This is a genomic window from Vibrio sp. SCSIO 43155, from assembly GCF_023716605.1.
Taxonomy (GTDB): Bacteria; Pseudomonadota; Gammaproteobacteria; order Enterobacterales; family Vibrionaceae; genus Vibrio; species Vibrio harveyi.
Map to the genome: position 1 here is coordinate 1395947 of NZ_CP071853.1, position 16022 is coordinate 1411968.

Genomic DNA, 16022 nt, shown 5'->3' on the forward strand with positions numbered 1-16022 from the left:
CCTACTTCGCATTGCCGACCACTTCTGCGTAAGGGAGTGGTTTGGCATACAAGTACCCTTGATGAAGAGTTACGCCTAGCGATCTTAAGTGGGCAGCTTGTTCCTCTGTTTCTACCCCTTCAGCAATAAGATCTACGTTCAGATCACCCGCAAGCCTGACGATAGCGTTGAGCACTGTCGAGTTCACGCTCTCGATGCCAATAGTATCAATAAAACACTTATCTATTTTTAGATAGTCTACCTTCATATGCTGAAGGACTGCTAAAGCTGTCTGACCAGTACCAAAATCATCTATCAGGACTGGTATACCATGCACTCGCAGCGCAGCAATGTGTTTTCTCGCACTGTCATCAATCAACTGCCTTTCAGTGATTTCTATGCTCAATTCGACATTGTTTGTTTTGAGCTTGCGATGAATGTTCTCGATCTTTCTTATTACCTGAGAACCAACGAGGTATCCAGGAGGCACATTCACTCCCAAATGAATTGGCGTTTCAAACTTAACTTTAGAGAAATCGTTCGACACTTTTTCGAGAACGTAATCGGTCAGCGATTCGACTAACCCATTGCTTTCTGCCGCAGGAATGAACTCATCGGGTGATATAAAGCCTCTTAATTTGTGAGGCCAACGAATCAACGCTTCATAACCAAATGCATGCCCTGTTGTCGCGTCATATTGTGGTTGGTAATAAAGCAAAAGATCTTGGCGTTTTAATGCCTTTCTTAGTTCGGAAACCAGACTACGTTGTGGGTCAACAAAACGATGAATAACGACAATGAGTAAGTAGAACACCAACAAAATAGGTACCGCAGAGATTGCGTAGGAAAGCAGTTTTTGATCGACATAGATATCACTCGCCTCTATCAGTGCGTCGTAATTAAACTCGTTTGAATGGGCTAATGACACCGCATTCTGTCCGTGCTTTGAAGCGTTTTTAGGTGCCGACGCTCCGCCAACAAACATCGCAGACCGCTTCAGACGTACATCGTTACGATAACCAACAGTGACGCCAAAATAATCGCGATCAACGACAGTAATCGCTTTATATTCCGGACGCTTTTCACTTTTGGTGATCAGAAAAAGAACCTGTTCTTCGTAACCTTTAAGATGACCGAAAGACAATTGCCCGTTGCTATAAATATGCGTGTAATCGGTCAAAGGTCGAGACATCGCGCCTTGTTTTGACGAGCACACTATTTGATCCCCCTTCACAATGAGCATTTCATCAATGTCACGTTCGAACATCAGGTTCTGTTGCAGGGCTTCACAACGCTCAGGGTTAATCAGTGCTGTCCTATTTTCGGTCTTGATCTGAGAGAGGATCTCGTCCGCCACTTGGACATTTTTATCCAATATATGATCGAGGTTTCTCTGAATGCTTTGGTTTGCTAAATAAAACACCTCCGCAACAATCAATGGCAGCGGGAGCATGTAGATAACGGCTTTTTTCAAAAGCTCTTTATTTATCATCAAAAAGATGCCTTTTTTCAATCCGAATTAGTAATATCAAACGATTACTCTTCATTTATCAGCAAGTTAGAAACAACGTTTCATTCACCCCACTGAAAGCACTTCCACTGATTGAGTATGGTTAACAAGACTCAAAGTGGCAAATATAACAATAACTTATTGATATGTAGCTCATTTGCGAGACAGAGGTTATCAGGTTTCTTTACTCAGGTACGATGCGTGAAGAGGAATTCACATAAAATTTGCGTTTGGTTGGTCACTCAAAATCTGGTTGGCTTTCGCTATCTCTAAAGAACAGTAACCATCAAACGAGGGCTGCCAATTTACCTCTAAAATATTAATATGCCATTTTCTCACTGTATGAGAATATCCACTTCTAATTATTTTCCTTTTCTCAGCAACTAAGAATTATAGTTGTTGCATACTCATTATCACGTTACAACACACTCATGACGACAAACAAAGCCAACGCTAACCAAGTCAACGAAAAGGCGCTGCAATTGCTAATGCAAGTCGCAGTTAGTCCATTCCCAGTGTCTGCGAAAACACTCAGTGAACAACTGAATGTGCCTTTAAGCAGTCTTTATAGACACTTAAAGCTCCTCAAAGAGTGGAACTTGATAGAGGAAAGCGTGCACGACAAAACATTTGTGGTTGGTCCTGCCGCCTTGCTGTTAATGCACAGCTATGAGACCGCTCAACACGGTTTGGACATGGTAGAAACCATCCTTGCTCGTTTGGTTCAGCAAACCGGCGAAATGGCAGCTTATATGGTGCCATCTGGTTATCGTGCGCTTTGTGTCAGACAAAAAGAGAGTATGCAGGCGCTTCGATGCAGCTACGTCCAGGGTCAAAGTCAACCATTGCTTCGTGGCGCCTCATCTAAGGTGATGCTGGCTTTCATGCCTCAAAGTCGTTGTGAAAAGATCTTACGCCACTTTGGTCAAGATCATCGTCTCAACGAGTGGGAACAGGAACTCAGCACCATTCGTAAGAACGGATACGCTGTCAGTACATCAGAAATCGATCCTGGTGTATCTGGCATCAGTGCACCAGTCATGAAAGGAAGTAAACTGATTGGCGCCGTCTCGGTCATGGCTCCGGCTCACCGAGTCGAAAAGGATAAGCAGCGTATCATTTTGCATGTGTTGCAGGCAGCGAGGGCGTTGCCGCCAGAAAGGTAATTCATCATGTTGAGCTTTTTCAAACGTTACAAATTTCATCGAGCTGACAAGCCAATTCATCACTACCCTTTTTCATTTATGACGGTATGTGAGCATTTAGCCCCAATGAGCCGCGGAACGTTTGAATTAGCTGATCAAAGCTTAGAAAATGCCAGCGATTGGCTATATCAGCAACATGATCAAGGCTCAGCAGCCAACCTTGGGCACTTTTCCCATCATCAAATCGAGACTGGTGATTTTCAAGAAGCACTGAGCTTATCTCTTTCTCGTCATTCCGTTCCCGTTGTGTTGTCCAATTGCACAGAAGCAGTGCTATCTATGCTGCCCGTTGTCGTTTGTGATGATGACGAAGTGGGCATTATTCACATTGGTCATAAAATGAATTTAAACCCAACACTTGAGCCTCGTGTTGGGTCTGCGTTCCATTTTGCGTTATCCCGTTACCAAAACGTGCGATTGTTCTTTGCAGGCTCTAGTGAGCAAGATACCAAACAAGAAGTATGGGAATACGCAGAAGACCAAGGCTGTGACTGGGTAACCGACCGAGAGTTCTGCTTTCGTCACCGCAACCATCTAAAACAACAAATGGGTAACTACTTAGATCACTGCAATCAAGTGATTGTCTCGATTGATTTGGCATCACTACTGACCAAAAACAGCCTTGATGGAACACCAGCTCTCGATATTCAAATGGTGTTACGCACCATTCGTTTGTGCTTGGTATCTGGCAAAGTAAAAGCCATTCAGTTAGTCGGCGATCGAGATAGACTTGTATACTCAAAACAAACCAAAGCGATCCTTGAAGAGCTGTACCAAATGGCACCTTTAATTGATCACGCAGCCTAATATCTTTGCCTACTGAAACTGAGAGCCAATGACCATTCGTTGGCTCTGCTGCACTTCGTACAAAAATCACCCTTTCTTATTATTTTTTAACAATTTATTACGTCAAAAGTGCGACACAGTTCAGCTCCACATCTTGAACTAAGATCACATTCAAGTTTTAATACTCATCATATGAACTTGGAACAACATACGAAATAAAAAATAACCACAGTTCAATAAGTAAGCGTTAAATAAAAAATAGTACAAGTCGTTGAATCATTCTCTGTGAGTCCATTGCTCACTCTCGCTTGGTGCCATTAAGTTCCACTAAATTTAGGACACTTGATGATGCGCTTTATTAGCATTTTAAGTACAGCATTACTCTTACCCGCGATGGCTGAGGCAAAAGTTTATGATCTTGCCGATATTCCAACGTTGAACGAAATTTGTGCGGGTGATGGATTCACAGTGCAAGGAAACCTCTACACCTGCTCTAGTTCCATTAGCATCCCTGAAGGTGCTCACATCACCAACTCAAAACCCACCCCTCAAACTGCAACGATCGTTGCTTACGGCAATGTTGAGCTCAAAGGGAAAAACAATATTGGCTCTGAAGCAACGCCCATTAATATCAAGACCGAAGGTGGGGACTTTGAGATCATCGTCGAAAATACTGGAGAACCAAGCAAGATAGTCGGTAATTTAACCTCGCATGGTCTGCTTTCTATCAAAGACACGATTGTTTTTGGTCATGTCAAAAGTGCAGGTGGCAGTATTTTAATCAAAGGACGATCCAACTTTGTGTTTGGCGACATTCATGCTCTTCGAAAAGTAGAACTTGAACAAACTCAGGTAGATGGTGACGTCTATGCCGATTCTTCGAGCTCGAACATGTTAGACACATCTCTATTGGCGAAAGACAGCGTGGTCAATGGCAACCTGAAGAGCGCCGGCAATATCAAGCTAGTTCAAGCAAAAGTCTGCGGAGATTTAAACTCAAAAGGTCAACACATCTTTTCAGAAGGCGGTCGGAGCCAAATTGTTGGCAATACGAGTGCATTTGCAACAGTCGACTTTAAGAATATCGATATCTTTGGTACCAACAACCTAACCAATAGCGTTAAAGGTAACAAAGTCACCATCGATGCCATAAGTAACGTTTACGCACCTAAATTAGCAATAAACTCATTTCAAAAAGCCACGCTGCAAGATACCTCAATATGTGGCTTTGTTTACTCTGCAGTTGCGATTGATACGGTTCCTGCAAACTACTGCGGCTTTGACGATGCAGATTGTACATACAGCAACCAAGTATCAAAGTTGTGTCCGATACCAGAAGAGATACCAATCTGCGATATTACACCACCAACTGATGACGATTATGACCTTATCGTCTCACCGACAGATGATATGGCATTAATGTGCGGTGACGATTTACCGGTTTTTACCGTAAAAACAACAAACAAAGGGGAAGCTGCGAGTGCAAAAGTTGTCGCTGCGTTATCTGATCCAAAATTGTTTTCGCTGCAAATGGTCGAAGGCAAAACCGAAGTTGACGAAAACACCTTTATTTCAAACGATGAAGGAACACTGATCATTAAGGTCATCCCGAAAGACATAGACTCAATCGCACTGGATGCAAGCTATAGCCTAACCTTCTCTCTGCTCGACGACACTAACAAAACTCAAGACGTAAAGTTCATGTTTACGCCTTTCATGTTTGAAGCTTACTCGGTCATGTCTGGGGAGTCTCTGGATGATATCAAAGTCATTGCGGGTAAGGAGAAAGATGTACACATGAGATTGCTCGCGTGTACCTCTGGAGATCAACCCGTTATCGCTTCCAATTACAATGGGTCACCCACAGTTAATCCAACAATTACACAACCTAAAAGTGGCAAGTTCGGTGATTTTAAGCTTTTAAACGACTTTAAGAATGGTGAATCAGAAGAGTCGAAGTTGAAAACCTATGAATCAGGGCAATTTAGAGTCGAATTATCGGATAGTTTTCAATGCGCTGATTATAAAGACTGTCCAAGTAGTGGCTCAGTCCCGGTCACAGGGCATTTCAACGTTAGTTCTCGTCCTTGGACTTTGGCTATCTGTGACGGCTCTACCCCACTTGCCTCAGGCACATCAGAAAGTGGAGAGGGTTTCATCGCGGCGGGAGACTACTTTTCTCTTTCAGTAAAACCCATCGTTTGGCAAAACAAAGCGCTGCATACGGATGAAGTAAATACCTCGAATTACTGTAACGCCAGAGTAACGAGTAACTTTATGATGGAGGATGCTCCTGCGGCCAGCATCGTCCTTACCAGTTCACAGCACACACCAAAGGCAACTGCCGAGCAGACTCATACCTTACTGCGCAGTTCAAATACCCTAAAACTGAGCCATACCGAGAGTGAAAACTCACGCTATTACTTCTCTCAGCTAGTTTGGGACGAAGTCGGCAGCTTAAAAATTAAAGCGCAGCTCGATACTACCTATCTGGGAATGACAGTGAACACAGGCTACCGAAATATCGGTCGCTTCTATGCCAAATACTTCGAGGCAAAAGATGCAGAATGGCAATACCCTGAGAAGCAAGACTTCATCTATATGAACCAGCCATTTGAGCAAGTTACCTATGATGTTGTGGCCCTTAACGCCAAGGAGAAAAACATCGAAAACTACGTGCATTTTAATCCCGCTTTGCGCGAGAGTTTTTACCTTGGGGAACTCAGTGACTATACGAACCGATTTATTCCACCAGCAGCAAACAGCGCGGTATGGAACCTAGAGGCAGGAGCAAGCGTTGGAACTTTCACTATTGTTAAACCAGCAAACCATGCGACTTGCGAGAACAGTCCTTGCTGGAAGAAAGATGAAACCGATGGACGCTATCCAGACGGACCATTCAACAAAGTAAAAGACAATACAACAACCAAGACAAAAATAGGTTTGGCTTTCATCAAGCCAGTCGACGAAATTCACTTCATTGACGACACTCATATTCTGAAAGAGCAGCCAGATATTCGCTTTGGTAGACTCAACTTTAAAGATGTCGGGGGCAACCAAGGCATGACCATAAAAGTCCCACTGGATGTCGAAGTTTGGCACAACGGACGCTTTGTTACCCACTTTGACGACAGCGCGACCACGGCAAATGGACAGCATCATTCACGCACGCCAATTTGGTCCAACTCTGCTCCTGACAACACTAAGTTATCTGGTGAAGGCACCATGTTGGCTGGCAGAACCTACGATATCGTAGCCAGCCAAGTCGATTCCGCACGAGAGCAAGTTCGATTCCACTTAGACTTAAGCGACAAGGGAAACAACTTACCTTGGCTTAAATACAATTGGGATAAGAAGAGCAAAGCCGAAGACAACCCACCCACTGTGGTCACCTTCGGGATTCATAGAGGGAATGACCGCATTATCTACCGCGGAGAACCGAACTTCATTGGTATGAATTAAACCGTTTGTATTTCCCCAGATCACCGAGGTGATGGTTAGGTATCGTAAGTATAAACACAAACAAAAACGCCCCTCGTCATGAGGGGCGTTTTTTATATTCTGAAGTTAGTTAGAAGAGCGACGTGCTTTCAAACGTTTTACCATTGCTAGGCGACGTTCAGCTGAACCTTGGTCTGTTGCCGATTGGTTCGGGTTGTTACGACGACCTTGGCGGTTCTTGAAAGCTGGTTTTGAGTTTAGCTTCTCAATGTACGTTTCACGTTGTTTTGGTTCGTAACCTGCAAGTTCGATACGGCGAATACGCTGTTGAATAAGGTTTTCAACCTGTACTACCGTTAGCTCTTCTTCGCGGTTAACAAACGAAACGGCGTGACCTTGCTTACCAGCACGACCTGTACGACCGATGCGATGAACGTAATCTTCCGCTAGGAATGGCATATCGTAGTTCACAACGTGTGGTAGATCTTCAATATCCAACCCACGCGCTGCAACATCCGTTGCGACCATTACACGAGCTTTGCCCGTTTTGAATTCTTCTAGCGCACGACGACGAGCACTTTGCGCACGGTCACCATGACAAACAACCGCTTTAATGCCATCAAGCTTAAGCTCTTTTACTACATCGTTCGCTGTTTCTTTGTAGTTCACGAACACCAATACTTGCTTCCAGTTTTTACGACCAATTAACTCAGAAAGCAGTTCTGTTTTACGTTCTTGATCCACTGGGTAAAGGACGTGCGCAACCGTCTGTGCAGTCGTGTTCGCACGCTCTACTTCGATACGTTTTGGCTTGCGCAGAATGTCTCTCGCCAATAGGTTTAGCTGGCTAGACGTCGTTGCTGAGAACATCATGATTTGTGGGTCAGTATCCACATCCAGCATGATCTTACGTACCGCATGGATAAAGCCCATGTCCAAGATACGGTCTGCTTCATCAAACACAAGAAACTCGATGTTCGCCACTGACACATTACCTTGTTCAATGTGCTCTTCAAGACGACCTGGCGTCGCCACTAGAATGTCAACACCGCGCTCTAATGCAGAAATTTGAGAAGACATCTTGCGACCACCAAAGATCGCAGCAACCGATAGCTCAGTATACTTAGTGTACGCTTTAATGTTATCTGCGATTTGCTCTGCTAGCTCGCGAGTTGGAGCCATGATAAGCGCACGTGCCGTTTTACGAGATGCACTACGACCAGATTCCAACAACTGTTGAATCATAGGTAGCGAGAACGCGGCAGTTTTGCCCGTACCCGTCTGTGCAGTGGCAAAAATATCATGACCTTTACGAGCCATTGGAATCGCCTTCTGTTGAATTGGCGTTAACTTCTCATAACCGCATTCTGCCAGTGCTTTTACCACTTCTGGCGCAAAACCTTGAGATGAAAATGACATTGAGCGTATTCCTTAAACAAATCACTAAATAGCTTTAAAAATTTTAGCGGTGCACTATACCCGAATTCGAGTGATTTATCTCACTTTTCTCATGCGTTCACGTAAAAACTCATGGAATCACGCGAGTTTCGATTCGGTACTCTTTATTTTATGCCCAACTTTCGTTTACTGAATGAAGAAATAACGATTTTTCCCCGATTTCTTCGCTTCGTACATCGCCATATCGGCTTGGTGCATGAGGTCATCAAACGTGCATTCCGGCTCGCAGGAATAGCAGCCACCTATTGAACTGGTCACTTGATGGAACTTGCCCTCTACCACTTCGATTGGGTCTTGAATTAAATGAATAAGAGACGCCGCGTAATGCTCAGGATTTTCCATATGTTCGGTATTGCTCAAAAGGATGGCGAACTCATCGCCACCTAAGCGAGCGAGCAACGCTCTAGAACCGAATACACGACGCATTACCGATGCAATGTGAACCAGTGTTTTGTCCCCTGCAGCATGCCCATATTCATCATTAATGAACTTAAAGCCATCCAAATCGAGATAGATCAAACACGCCTTTTTGCCCTCTTTAAAACAACGCGCTAGGGTTAGCGTCGCTTGTTCTTGAAATGCAGCTCGGTTCACTAATCCTGTTAAGCTATCGTGGTGTGCAAGGTAATGAATGCGTTGATTATCGGAGAAAGCACGTAGCTGGAATCGAGCGATAAAATACGCCAGAGCGACAGCCAAAACCATACCCACTTGTATTAACCATTGACGTTCGTAAATGCCAGTACTGATCTCTTTGCGTTTCGCAAAATCAACATAAGACACCAACTTCCATGCTGTTGAGCTGTTTTCGCTCACATGGTAATTCTGGAAACAATAGGGGTTAATTCTGTCCACAGCGCCAACAGACTCTATGGTCATGATGCCATGTTCAGTCTCAATCTGACCGGATTGCGTTTGCTTGATTTGAGCAGCTAATTCAGGGTAAGCATTGTAGACGGTCTCTTGTTGCCTATCGGAATACATAAACGCAAATTCTGCGTCTCGGTTTTGCTTGTTAAAAAGGAAATAGCCGTCTTTATTCAAAAGCATGTAGTTAGTACCCATGTCGAGATTGAACAACGCCATACCTTCCATCAAGTACTTGGCTAAGTAGTTAACCACCACGATCCCGCGCTTGTTTCCTTGCTTATCAAATACTGGCGTCGCCAAGCGGATCATTGGTTTGAGAGGAACTTCGATCTGTCCGTGTTCTATATTTAGGTCCAGAGGAGATACATAGATTTTACGGCATCCAAGTTTAAGGGCTTTTGAAAAATAGTAGCGTTTCGCTTTATTCTGTAATTCTTTCTTAGGTACGACTTCAGAATGACCACCATTAAAGTTGATTCGGATAACTTCATTACCCTGCATATCAAGATAGCGGAGCTGGTCATACACTTCTTTACGTTGACTCACAGCCTCTAGAATCGAATTCAAGCGAGATAATTCAGCACGTTGCGCTTGTTCAGAAGGAAGCTCAAGGGTTTCATAAACTCGTCTCGCTGCCATGATATCCGCCAACAGAGCCGTCTCTCTCACTACCGACCCCATCACCCACTCAATGTACTGTTTCTTGCCTTTTAATAGCGCTTGTTGCTGCACACGAATATTGCTTTTAGCCGCTTCTTCCGATGCTGATTTGTCGTAATGAATGATGGCGCCAAATACGGCAACTAACAAAAAGAAAATCGCGACAAAGCGTAAACAAAAGAACTTCAGTTCCGAGAGGGTAAAGGTAGGATTCAAGAGATCTCCGGTTTCTTATAGCGCGAGAAAACCGGCGATTATAGTGATACGCGTCGCATATATATAGAGCAACGGCGATAATAAATTTCTATCGTCTCAATAACAAGATTCTATCGAAAAAGACCCAAGTCGATACTCAGGTCTTAATTTTGAGCACTTAACGCTCAGTTATCGATGCCACAAAGCTTAAGTAGAATCGCTTCTAGCTGGTCCCATGGCATTAGTTGTGAGTCGATCACCTCAAGACGAGATTCGAAACCTTCTAGGCTCATTTGGTTTACCGACACCACGCCATTTGCCACGTTAAACGCGAAACAACCTTGGTCTGTGTTAACAACCGCTTTAACACGTTCTGCTGTCAGATCCGATAACATGGAGAACAGTTGATCAAAATTAAAGTGGTATTCGGCACCAAACAACCAACCACAGCTGTAATAGCCCTGTCCTTTGTTTTCTTTACGGATGAACGCTTCGCCAGGAGGCAACTGAAATTGTGGCTCTTGATGCGCGTGATCATGATGATGAGCTTCGATATGAGAAGAAGCACTACCGTGCACGCGTTCAATATCCAACACTTCAATAGGAAGATCACCATCATGAATCAGTTTGCTGAACACTTTTGAAGGCGATTGGTCCGTCACCCAATCGTTGAAAACATCAATGTCATGGCTGGTACACAGATCAACTTTGCTGCCAATAACCACATCCGCGCTATCTAGCTGATCGACGAAGTTCTTATTTGATAGGTACTTCTCAACGCTGAGGTTACGAGGGTCCACCAGCGCGATGGTCGCTTTTAAATCAACATACGGCAGGTACTGATCAGAAGTCAGCGTTGCAATGACTTGCTTTGGATGCCCCAAGCCCGTTGGTTCAATAAGAAGACGATCAGGTTTTTGGCGTAACAATGCTGTAATACCAACAGACATCGGCACACCAGCCGTACAACACATACAGCCACCAGGAACTTCTTTGATCATTGCGCCCTGGTCAGTCATCATCGCGCCATCGATACCAATCTCGCCGAACTCATTCACTAACACTGCCCAGTTTTCGTTTTCTGGTTTGTTTTTCAATAAGTTCAGAATAGTCGTGGTTTTACCGACGCCAAGAAATCCCGTCAGTATGTTGGTAGGTACTCGATTTGACATGCTTTTCTCCGACAAGCTTGTGCTTTAATGCTTAGCCAAAGTATACGGAGAATGTGACATGCTTCAACGCTTTTTATCTCGGGAGTTTAAGCCCTGATGAAGCGCTTTTGCTTTAGTTTGCTGTGATCGTTCGTAATAACCAAACGCATCTGCATTGCCTACGCCAGATAGATGCATGCTGGTATGAATGACACAAGTAAAGAACGCCACAATGGCAACGAGTATAGGAAGCAGTCCGAGAGTGTTTTCGAATTTTAGGGCCGCAATAGCCAAAGCGAAAACAACCGCAGAGGAAAGCGCAATGATCTTACTTCTATTGCTTTTCATGATAGTTCGCCTTTTTTATTGAAACGAGAGAGCAAAATGAATGAGTTAAACTCTTTCATCTGTCACCTCAATGCTACTCCTTTCATAGCCCACAAAATTTGAGCAACTTAACAGATACAAGAACACCGAGTGATGCGCCTAATGGCAGATGCTCGATGATATCTCATCAGCAAATCTGCCCTGCGGTCACGGCGATATCTGATTCATTATCTATGGCTACTTGAGCCAATCGCGCCAACCCTTCAACAATGACGTCCAGTGACATCGTAGGCTGGTTGCCCGAGCTATCTTGTTCTGGCAAAAGTGGGATATGCACAAAACCATGACGTACCGATTTATCGCGTAAATAATGTTGAACACCATAAAAGAGATGATTACATACGAAGGTCCCTGCCGTGTTTGAGACTTGGCATGGAATGTTTTCTTGTTGCAGTGCTCTTGTTATCGCCTTAATCGGTAACGTCGTAAAATAAGCATCCGGACCATCAGGGATCACTGGTTCATCTATCGGTTGATGACCACCATTATCCGGAATACGAAAGTCATCCACATTAATTGCAACGCGCTCAGGAGTAATCGCAGTACGTCCTGCCGCTTGACCAACTGTGATAACAATATCGGGCTGATGCAGTTCTATTGATTCAATCACTGCTTCAATGGATTCATATCGAGTAACAGGCACTTGGCACATTACCACTTCACCCCCGTCGAGTTTTCTACCGTTTAAGCGCTTTACGGCCTCTAAGGCAGGGTTGATAGATTCCCCACCAAAGGGGTCAAAACCAGTAATCAAAACTTTCTTCATAGTGGCGGGTCTCATAGTAGTGGTCTTAACGAATTGTTGATGATGAATTTACAACAGCTTAGCTTTAGAACGTGAAGCATTATTACATCGCTTTTCCCACCCACCAAAGATTACGCTGCGCTTCGGATTGAAAATCTGAGATCCACCCTGATTTCACCATTGCTTGCTTGAATTCAAACCACGCGCATGCCCCTGCTCCTCGTCTCTTGAGCCATTTGGTTAGTACAAATCCTTTCTTGGTTTCTGTCCGTAACTTAGGTAGAGTACGCGACCATTAAGTATCTACAATTCGAAGAGATTGAATACGATGAACATTGATAATCAAGTTATCGAAACACTAGAAGAGCTTGAAGCCTTCTTACACCTTATTGAAAGTGGCGCACTGGGTCTTGAGGGCGTAACCGGTGTGGCACTTGCGACAACGAACACAGATGGTCGTCCATTTGTGGCAGTATTGGGTGACAAACACCAATTGATCCTTGGTCGTTGGGTTTCTCAGCACGTTTACGATAACGGTAAAGACATCGTTCGTAACGGTCCACAGCGTAAACACTAATCGAATGTTTTTACCTCTAATCTTAGAGGATTCTAAAACAGTAAAGCTCGCTTAAACAGCGAGCTTTTTTATGTCTACTGTCAGAGGTTTAAGGTAATTCCTACAAGCCCTGTTTGGTTTCTAAGCTATTGTTCAAAAATAAAAAATAAGCTTGCCACCAACGACTTAACTCGTGACATTTCGCTGACAAAACTGCGAAAGAAACTCCTAGAATTTATCTCGGAAGCGATTCTAATGTTCGTTTCCGGACACCATCGCAGAGCAGTGTTCCTAGTTGCTCTGTTTGCCTCGTTTAGTCCGCTTGACAGCCTTGGACTAAGCGGGGCTTTTTTCTGGCATCAACGAAAAGATAACGGCTAATTAGCGAACCCAAGTGAGCTCGATTGTTTCTCTTCGTGAGAACATCTCGATATGAGAAGCCACAACAGCCTTCACTTTTACCAACAATTCTTCAGATTCCGCTTCACAGATAACCAAGAGGCACTCCCCTTCCAACCTAAATTCCGTGCTTCCGACAGGAAACGTCACTAAGCCCTTTTCGTCATTCCAAGTCGCAGGTACCTTGCGAGCAAAATGGCGACATAAGGTGACGAGGTATTTACTCGCATGCTCGCTTTCGATTTTCGTCGTTTCTTTGATCATTGGTTTACACTTCCCTTCATAAACAAATCTCTCTCGCTAGGCTGTACCTTTCGAGCTCTCCAGAATAAAAAATGGCTCTCTGATGAGAGCCAAATAGCTAAGGTTGTTATACCCAAGTGACTTCAAGATGCAGGATTCAGAGCGCTGTCATTGATTCGAGAGTAAGGAAAACAACGCAGTGTAATAGCTAGCTCTTTCCAAGTTGTTTGACGCAGCAATCGGGTCAATGACACGCTCCCAAAGGGCGAGCTGCCTTGGCTTGTATAATTTGTTGTCGATTCTTGATTTAGACCCACTAAACCTTTAAATCGCCGCCGCGTCTACAAACCAAGTCAGTCTCGCTGAACCTAGCATCTCGAGGTTACTTGGGTATATTAGAATTGATAAGCCGCCGATAACTTATAGTTACGCCCTGGCTCGTAATCATCCAAAGTAATACCTCGGGCCGTCCCCGAACGAGATGCATGAGACGTATATAGCTCGTCAAAGACGTTATCGATACCAAACGTTACCGATAGACCATCGATGTCAGAAGGCACCCATTGTGCGTACAAGTTATGTACATCGTAGCTGTCTTTCTTAGGTTGACCATCAAACACATTGTCTTCTTCAAGAACAAACATTGAGTTCCAACCAAAGATGGTTTCTAGCGAATCAGATTGGTAATCCAACGTCAGCGAGATGCTGTCACCCATATCAATACTGCGACCATTGCCGCCCGCGACAGGACCACCAGTATCTTTGTTCTCTGTATCTGATTTAGAGTATGACAGTTTGCTACCGAAGCTTTCATAACCATAGAAGGCACTTGCTTCGAAGCCCTTGATTTCCACATCACCCAAATTGTAAATAAGATAAGTTTTCGTAGTACGTTGGTACTCTTCAGCAATGTAGTTATCAATATCAGTTTGGAAGAAGGTTAAATTTGCACCAAATGAATGCGCATCCATGGTTTTGTCAAAGCGCACGCCACCTTGTGTGTTTTGCCCCGTTTCTGGTTTCAAACCATCTTGTAGGTAAGCCACATCTTGGTAAGCGATAAAGGTTTCCATTAATTCTGGACCTTTAAAGAGTGAACGAGAGCTTGCAAATAGCGTCCAGTCTTGTGTTATTGCCCACTCTGCTGCCAGTGCCCATGTCACTTCATCGTAATCGTTGTTACCTGTTTCTGCTTTGCGCTGGTAATCGTCAAAACGCAGCCCCGCTGTGATGGAGAGAGCATCAGAAATGAAGAATTGGTCTTCAACGAATAACGCTGTAGAGACCGCGGATTCATCCATGAACTTACTGCTGCCGTAGTAACTCTCCGAAGTCTTATCCATGTAATCAAGACCGTACGTCGCACGATGATCAAAATCACCCAATGTCAGCAGTGATTGGAATTTTGCACTCAAACCAAAGTTCTGGTTTTTCGCCGTGTTTTTCGACAAACGATTTGCCGGCCAACGCGGTGCCATTACGGATTCATCACGAACAATTTCAGTCTCGGTGTTGTAAAGTGTTACGTCACCTTGGTGTTGATCGCCTCGCAATTCATAACTAAGAGTGACCGTGTCACGATCATAATCAGTCGGAATCAATAAGTTGTTGGATAGACCATTGTTCGCGCCACCAGACATATCAGGTCGTGGATTGTAATCACCACTGTCACGGTACATGTCGTAAGAGATTTCAATGCGATGGATATCACCAAATTCGTACCCTAGTTTACCCAGGATATTGTAAACGTCACCTTCCGAGCCAAAGGTTTTATTTCCGTCACCATCTTTAAAGTCATCACGCGTCACATAGTGACCGTAGACCATAGCGTCCACGCTTTCAGACAACAGCCCATAAAGCGTTAAAGAGCCCTGTTGGTTATCATTAGACGCATAACCACCGTAAACACGCGCACCAAAGTTTTCATCGTAACGCAGCAGATCACGTGCATCTTTGGTTTCAAAGTACACCGCCCCACCAAGACCACTTTGAGTTACCGAGTTATTACCCACTTGGATATCCGCTGACTTCAAAATGTCCGGGTTAAGCGTAAGATTACCAATATGGTGGAACATGTTGGCGTGCTGAGAGGCTCCGTCCAAACGGATATCAAGGTCGGTTTCACCAAGACCGCGAATCGTAATGCGTTGGTTGACAGAGTGCGTACCACCCACATCAACGCCCGGAATATCACGAAGTAAATCCGACATGTGATCGGCTTGCTTGAGCGACATATCGTCAGCAAACATTGATTCGGTGTTGCTGGATACTTTCGTCCCCCATACAACTACCTCTTCGAAGTGAGAGTCTTGATCTTGAGCTAAAGCTGGATGGGCAAGCGCCATCCCCACTGCTAGGTATAGGCTTGAGAGCTTAATTGGTGAGCAAACTGGGCTTTCCATAAACGTCTTCCTAAATATAAATGATAATAATTCTC

Annotated in this window: 12 protein-coding genes; 4 read left to right on the top strand and 8 right to left on the bottom strand. The window is 44.3% G+C overall.

What is annotated here, in order from left to right:
* Position 1: 1 nt before the first annotated feature.
* Positions 2 to 1471 carry an EAL domain-containing protein gene (locus J4N44_RS23085; RefSeq protein WP_050936190.1) on the bottom strand — a complete coding sequence of 490 codons (1470 nt, stop codon included), beginning with the start codon at positions 1469 to 1471 and terminating at the stop codon, positions 2 to 4.
* Between the two features lie 449 nt (positions 1472 to 1920).
* On the opposite strand from J4N44_RS23085, the gene J4N44_RS23090 reads away from it, so the two are divergent.
* The 3 genes from J4N44_RS23090 to J4N44_RS23100 all read left to right on the top strand — a co-directional run bounded on the left by J4N44_RS23090 (position 1921) and on the right by J4N44_RS23100 (position 6942).
* Positions 1921 to 2655: an IclR family transcriptional regulator gene (locus J4N44_RS23090; RefSeq protein ID WP_005452217.1), complete on the top strand. Its 735-nt coding sequence runs from the start codon at positions 1921 to 1923 to the stop codon at positions 2653 to 2655.
* A gap of 6 nt (positions 2656 to 2661) precedes the next feature.
* Entirely contained in the window at positions 2662 to 3501 is an 840-nt protein-coding gene (locus J4N44_RS23095; protein ID WP_009696019.1) for an arginase, read from the top strand.
* Between the two features lie 324 nt (positions 3502 to 3825).
* Positions 3826 to 6942 carry a polymer-forming cytoskeletal protein gene (locus tag J4N44_RS23100; RefSeq protein WP_252045254.1) on the top strand — a complete coding sequence of 1039 codons (3117 nt, stop codon included), beginning with the start codon at positions 3826 to 3828 and terminating at the stop codon, positions 6940 to 6942.
* A gap of 105 nt (positions 6943 to 7047) precedes the next feature.
* Here the strand turns inward: J4N44_RS23100 and J4N44_RS23105 are convergent, their stop codons facing one another.
* The 5 genes from J4N44_RS23105 to pcp all read right to left on the bottom strand — a co-directional run bounded on the left by J4N44_RS23105 (position 7048) and on the right by pcp (position 12408).
* Positions 7048 to 8340: a DEAD/DEAH box helicase gene (locus J4N44_RS23105; RefSeq protein WP_009696017.1), complete on the bottom strand. Its 1293-nt coding sequence runs from the start codon at positions 8338 to 8340 to the stop codon at positions 7048 to 7050.
* A gap of 165 nt (positions 8341 to 8505) precedes the next feature.
* The gene (locus J4N44_RS23110) at positions 8506 to 10125 is read right to left on the bottom strand and encodes a sensor domain-containing diguanylate cyclase (RefSeq protein ID WP_252045255.1); all 1620 of its coding nucleotides are present in this window, start codon (positions 10123 to 10125) and stop codon (positions 8506 to 8508) included.
* 164 nt (positions 10126 to 10289) lie between these two features.
* On the bottom strand, positions 10290 to 11276 hold the full coding sequence (locus J4N44_RS23115) for a CobW family GTP-binding protein (RefSeq protein ID WP_009696015.1): 987 nt from the start codon (positions 11274 to 11276) through the stop codon (positions 10290 to 10292).
* Positions 11277 to 11339: 63 nt separating this feature from the next.
* The gene (locus tag J4N44_RS23120; protein ID WP_005452225.1) at positions 11340 to 11603 is read right to left on the bottom strand and encodes a hypothetical protein; all 264 of its coding nucleotides are present in this window, start codon (positions 11601 to 11603) and stop codon (positions 11340 to 11342) included.
* Positions 11604 to 11769: 166 nt separating this feature from the next.
* Positions 11770 to 12408 (bottom strand): pyroglutamyl-peptidase I, encoded by a 639-nt coding sequence (pcp, locus tag J4N44_RS23125; protein WP_252045256.1) that lies wholly within the window; start codon positions 12406 to 12408, stop codon positions 11770 to 11772.
* 307 nt (positions 12409 to 12715) lie between these two features.
* Between pcp and J4N44_RS23130 the strand changes: the two genes are divergently transcribed.
* The gene (locus J4N44_RS23130; protein WP_005452227.1) at positions 12716 to 12964 is read left to right on the top strand and encodes a hypothetical protein; all 249 of its coding nucleotides are present in this window, start codon (positions 12716 to 12718) and stop codon (positions 12962 to 12964) included.
* A gap of 360 nt (positions 12965 to 13324) precedes the next feature.
* On the opposite strand, the gene J4N44_RS23135 is transcribed toward J4N44_RS23130, so the two are convergent.
* Positions 13325 to 13606 (bottom strand): DUF2218 domain-containing protein, encoded by a 282-nt coding sequence (locus tag J4N44_RS23135; RefSeq protein WP_017818692.1) that lies wholly within the window; start codon positions 13604 to 13606, stop codon positions 13325 to 13327.
* Positions 13607 to 13980: 374 nt separating this feature from the next.
* Positions 13981 to 15987: a TonB-dependent siderophore receptor gene (locus J4N44_RS23140; RefSeq protein WP_252045257.1), complete on the bottom strand. Its 2007-nt coding sequence runs from the start codon at positions 15985 to 15987 to the stop codon at positions 13981 to 13983.
* Positions 15988 to 16022: the final 35 nt, after the last annotated feature.

What these genes read in the sequence shown, in the direction of transcription:
- J4N44_RS23095 (WP_009696019.1), top strand. Translation starts at nt 2,662, where the DNA reads ATGTTGAGCTTTTTCAAACGTTACAAATTTCATCGAGCTGACAAGCCA.
- J4N44_RS23090 (WP_005452217.1), top strand. Translation starts at nt 1,921, where the DNA reads ATGACGACAAACAAAGCCAACGCTAACCAAGTCAACGAAAAGGCGCTG.
- J4N44_RS23085 (WP_050936190.1), bottom strand. Translation starts at nt 1,471, where the DNA reads ATGATAAATAAAGAGCTTTTGAAAAAAGCCGTTATCTACATGCTCCCG.
- J4N44_RS23130 (WP_005452227.1), top strand. Translation starts at nt 12,716, where the DNA reads ATGAACATTGATAATCAAGTTATCGAAACACTAGAAGAGCTTGAAGCC.
- J4N44_RS23105 (WP_009696017.1), bottom strand. Translation starts at nt 8,340, where the DNA reads ATGTCATTTTCATCTCAAGGTTTTGCGCCAGAAGTGGTAAAAGCACTG.
- J4N44_RS23115 (WP_009696015.1), bottom strand. Translation starts at nt 11,276, where the DNA reads ATGTCAAATCGAGTACCTACCAACATACTGACGGGATTTCTTGGCGTC.
- J4N44_RS23120 (WP_005452225.1), bottom strand. Translation starts at nt 11,603, where the DNA reads ATGAAAAGCAATAGAAGTAAGATCATTGCGCTTTCCTCTGCGGTTGTT.
- J4N44_RS23135 (WP_017818692.1), bottom strand. Translation starts at nt 13,606, where the DNA reads ATGATCAAAGAAACGACGAAAATCGAAAGCGAGCATGCGAGTAAATAC.
- pcp (WP_252045256.1), bottom strand. Translation starts at nt 12,408, where the DNA reads ATGAAGAAAGTTTTGATTACTGGTTTTGACCCCTTTGGTGGGGAATCT.
- J4N44_RS23100 (WP_252045254.1), top strand. Translation starts at nt 3,826, where the DNA reads ATGATGCGCTTTATTAGCATTTTAAGTACAGCATTACTCTTACCCGCG.
- J4N44_RS23140 (WP_252045257.1), bottom strand. Translation starts at nt 15,987, where the DNA reads ATGGAAAGCCCAGTTTGCTCACCAATTAAGCTCTCAAGCCTATACCTA.